The sequence below is a fragment of the Streptococcus mitis genome, from assembly GCF_001579035.1.
Taxonomy (GTDB): domain Bacteria; phylum Bacillota; class Bacilli; order Lactobacillales; family Streptococcaceae; genus Streptococcus; species Streptococcus mitis_J.
On sequence record NZ_KQ970287.1, the window covers coordinates 84,159 to 87,233 of the forward strand.

Annotated in this window: 3 protein-coding genes and 1 pseudogene; all 4 read left to right on the top strand. The window is 41.2% G+C overall.

Annotated elements, in window-relative coordinates; translation table 11 throughout:
- On the top strand, positions 1-362 hold a 362-nt coding region (locus SMIDD26_RS12815), incomplete at its 5' end, for a branched-chain amino acid ABC transporter permease (RefSeq protein WP_419986651.1).
- 3 nt (positions 363-365) lie between these two features.
- Positions 366-1,323, top strand: a pseudogene (locus SMIDD26_RS04860) (branched-chain amino acid ABC transporter permease).
- A complete protein-coding gene (locus tag SMIDD26_RS04865) occupies positions 1,323-2,087 on the top strand; it encodes an ABC transporter ATP-binding protein (protein ID WP_061439261.1) in 765 nt (254 codons plus the stop codon). Before SMIDD26_RS04860 ends, SMIDD26_RS04865 begins: the two are co-directional and overlap by 1 nt.
- Positions 2,087-2,797 (top strand): ABC transporter ATP-binding protein, encoded by a 711-nt coding sequence (locus SMIDD26_RS04870; RefSeq protein WP_000062200.1) that lies wholly within the window; start codon positions 2,087-2,089, stop codon positions 2,795-2,797. Before SMIDD26_RS04865 ends, SMIDD26_RS04870 begins: the two co-directional genes overlap by 1 nt.
- Positions 2,798-3,075 lie beyond the last annotated feature (278 nt).

Here is a 3,075-nt window from a genome sequence, read left to right on the forward strand (position 1 = left end):
TAGATAGTGATGCGGCGCAATTGATGGGGATTAATGTAAACCGTACTATCAGCTTTACCTTCGCTTTAGGTTCAGCTCTTGCGGGTGCGGCTGGTGTTCTGATTGCCCTCTATTATAACTCTCTTGAGCCTTTGATGGGGGTTACTCCAGGTCTTAAATCTTTCGTTGCAGCAGTACTTGGTGGTATCGGAATCATTCCTGGTGCGGCTCTTGGTGGCTTTGTAATTGGTCTATTGGAAACCTTTGCGACAGCCTTTGGAATGTCAGACTTCCGTGATGCCATTGTTTATGGAATCTTGTTGTTGATCTTGATTGTCCGCCCAGCTGGTATCCTTGGTAAAAATGTGAAAGAGAAGGTGTAAACGATGAAGGAAAATTTAAAAGTTAATATTCTATGGTTACTCCTTTTGTTAGCTGGTTATGGCTTGATTAGTGTGCTGGTCTCAGTCGGAGTACTCAACCTATTCTATGTTCAGATTTTACAACAAATCGGAATTAATATTATTCTGGCTGTTGGTCTCAACTTAATCGTTGGTTTTTCAGGACAATTTTCACTTGGTCATGCTGGTTTCATGGCGATTGGTGCCTATGCAGCAGCTATTATTGGTTCTAAATCACCGACCTACGGTGCCTTCTTTGGAGCTATGCTGATAGGGGCTTTGCTTTCAGGAGCGGTTGCCTTGCTTGTCGGCATTCCAACCTTGCGTTTGAAGGGGGACTATCTTGCGGTAGCTACTCTAGGTGTTTCTGAAATTATCCGTATCTTTATCATCAATGGCGGAAGCCTTACAAATGGTGCAGCAGGTATCTTGGGAATTCCTAACTTTACAACTTGGCAAATGGTTTACTTCTTTGTCGTGATCACAACCATTGCAACCTTGAATTTCTTGCGTAGTCCAATTGGTCGTTCAACCCTCTCTGTTCGTGAGGATGAAATCGCTGCTGAGTCAGTTGGGGTTAATACGACTAAAATTAAAATCATCGCTTTTGTCTTTGGTGCCATTACTGCAAGTATTGCAGGGTCACTTCAGGCAGGATTTATCGGGTCTGTTGTACCGAAAGATTACACTTTCATCAACTCAATCAACGTTTTGATTATTGTTGTATTTGGTGGACTTGGTTCCATTACAGGTGCCATTGTTTCAGCTATTGTTCTGGGGAGTTTTGAATATGCTTCTCCAAGATGTTGCTAGCGTGCGTATGATTATCTACGCTTTGGCCTTGGTATTGGTAATGATTTTCAGACCAGGCGGACTTCTTGGAACATGGGAATTGAGCCTATCACGTTTCTTTAAAAAATCTAAGAAGGAGGAACAAAACTAATGGCATTACTTGAAGTAAAACAGTTAACCAAACATTTTGGCGGTCTAACAGCTGTTGGAGATGTGACTCTTGAATTGAACGAAGGGGAACTGGTTGGACTAATCGGTCCAAATGGAGCTGGGAAAACCACCCTTTTCAACCTCTTGACGGGTGTTTATGAACCAAGCGAGGGAACAGTAACCTTAGATGGTCACATTTTGAATGGAAAGTCACCTTATAAGATTGCCTCTTTGGGACTTGGACGTACTTTCCAAAATATCCGTCTCTTTAAAGATTTAACAGTTTTGGACAATGTTTTGATTGCCTTTGGCAACCATCACAAACAACATGTTTTTGCTAGTTTTTTGCGCTTACCAGCTTTTTACAAGAGTGAAAAAGAATTAAAGGCTAAGGCTTTGGAATTGTTGAAAATCTTTGATTTAGATGGTGATGCAGAAACTCTTGCTAAAAATCTTGCCTACGGACAACAACGTCGTTTGGAAATTGTTCGTGCTCTCGCTACGGAACCTAAAATTCTCTTTTTAGATGAACCCGTAGCAGGTATGAACCCACAAGAAACAGCCGAATTGACTGAGTTAATTCGTCGTATTAAAGACGAATTTAAGATTACAATCATGTTGATTGAGCACGATATGAATCTGGTTATGGAAGTAACAGAACGTATCTACGTACTTGAGTATGGCCGTTTGATTGCACAAGGAACTCCTGACGAAATTAAGACCAATAAACGGGTTATCGAAGCTTATCTAGGAGGTGAAGCCTAATGTCTATGTTAAAAGTTGATAATCTTTCTGTGCATTACGGTATGATCCAAGCAGTCCGTGATGTAAGCTTTGAAGTGAATGAAGGAGAAGTTGTTTCCCTTATCGGTGCCAATGGTGCCGGTAAGACAACCATTCTCCGTACCTTGTCAGGTCTAGTTCGACCAAGCTCAGGAAAGATTGAATTTTTAGGTCAAGAAATCCAAAAAATGCCAGCTCAAAAAATCGTGGCAGGTGGTCTTTCACAAGTTCCAGAAGGACGCCACGTCTTTCCTGGCTTGACTGTTATGGAAAATCTAGAAATGGGAGCTTTCTTAAAGAAAAATCGTGAAGAAAATCAAGCTAACTTGAAGAAGGTCTTTTCACGCTTCCCACGTCTTGAAGAACGCAAGAACCAAGATGCAGCCACTCTTTCAGGAGGAGAACAACAAATGCTTGCCATGGGACGCGCTCTTATGTCAACACCAAAACTTCTTCTCTTAGATGAACCCTCAATGGGACTTGCCCCAATCTTTATTCAAGAGATCTTTGATATCATTCAAGATATTCAGAAGCAAGGAACAACCGTCCTCTTGATTGAACAAAATGCCAATAAGGCACTCGCAATCTCTGACCGAGGATATGTATTGGAAACAGGAAAAATTGTCCTATCAGGAACAGGAAAAGAACTCGCCTCATCAGAAGAAGTCAGAAAAGCATACCTAGGTGGCTAAAACAATCCAGTGGATTGTTTTAGTCGGTGGATAAGGATTACGAAGTAATCTTCGCATAGTCTGGGAGACTAGTTTAGGTTGTAGATAAAGATTGCGAAGCAATCATCCGAACCCAGTGGATTGTTTTAGTCGGTGGATAAGGATTACGAAGTAATCTTCGCATAGTCTGGGAGACTAGTTTAGGTTGCGGATAGAGATTGCAAAGCAATCTTCATCTACATTGAAAGGTTAATTTCTAATAATTGAAAAAATCGAATGAAAGGTATCTTGCTTTCATT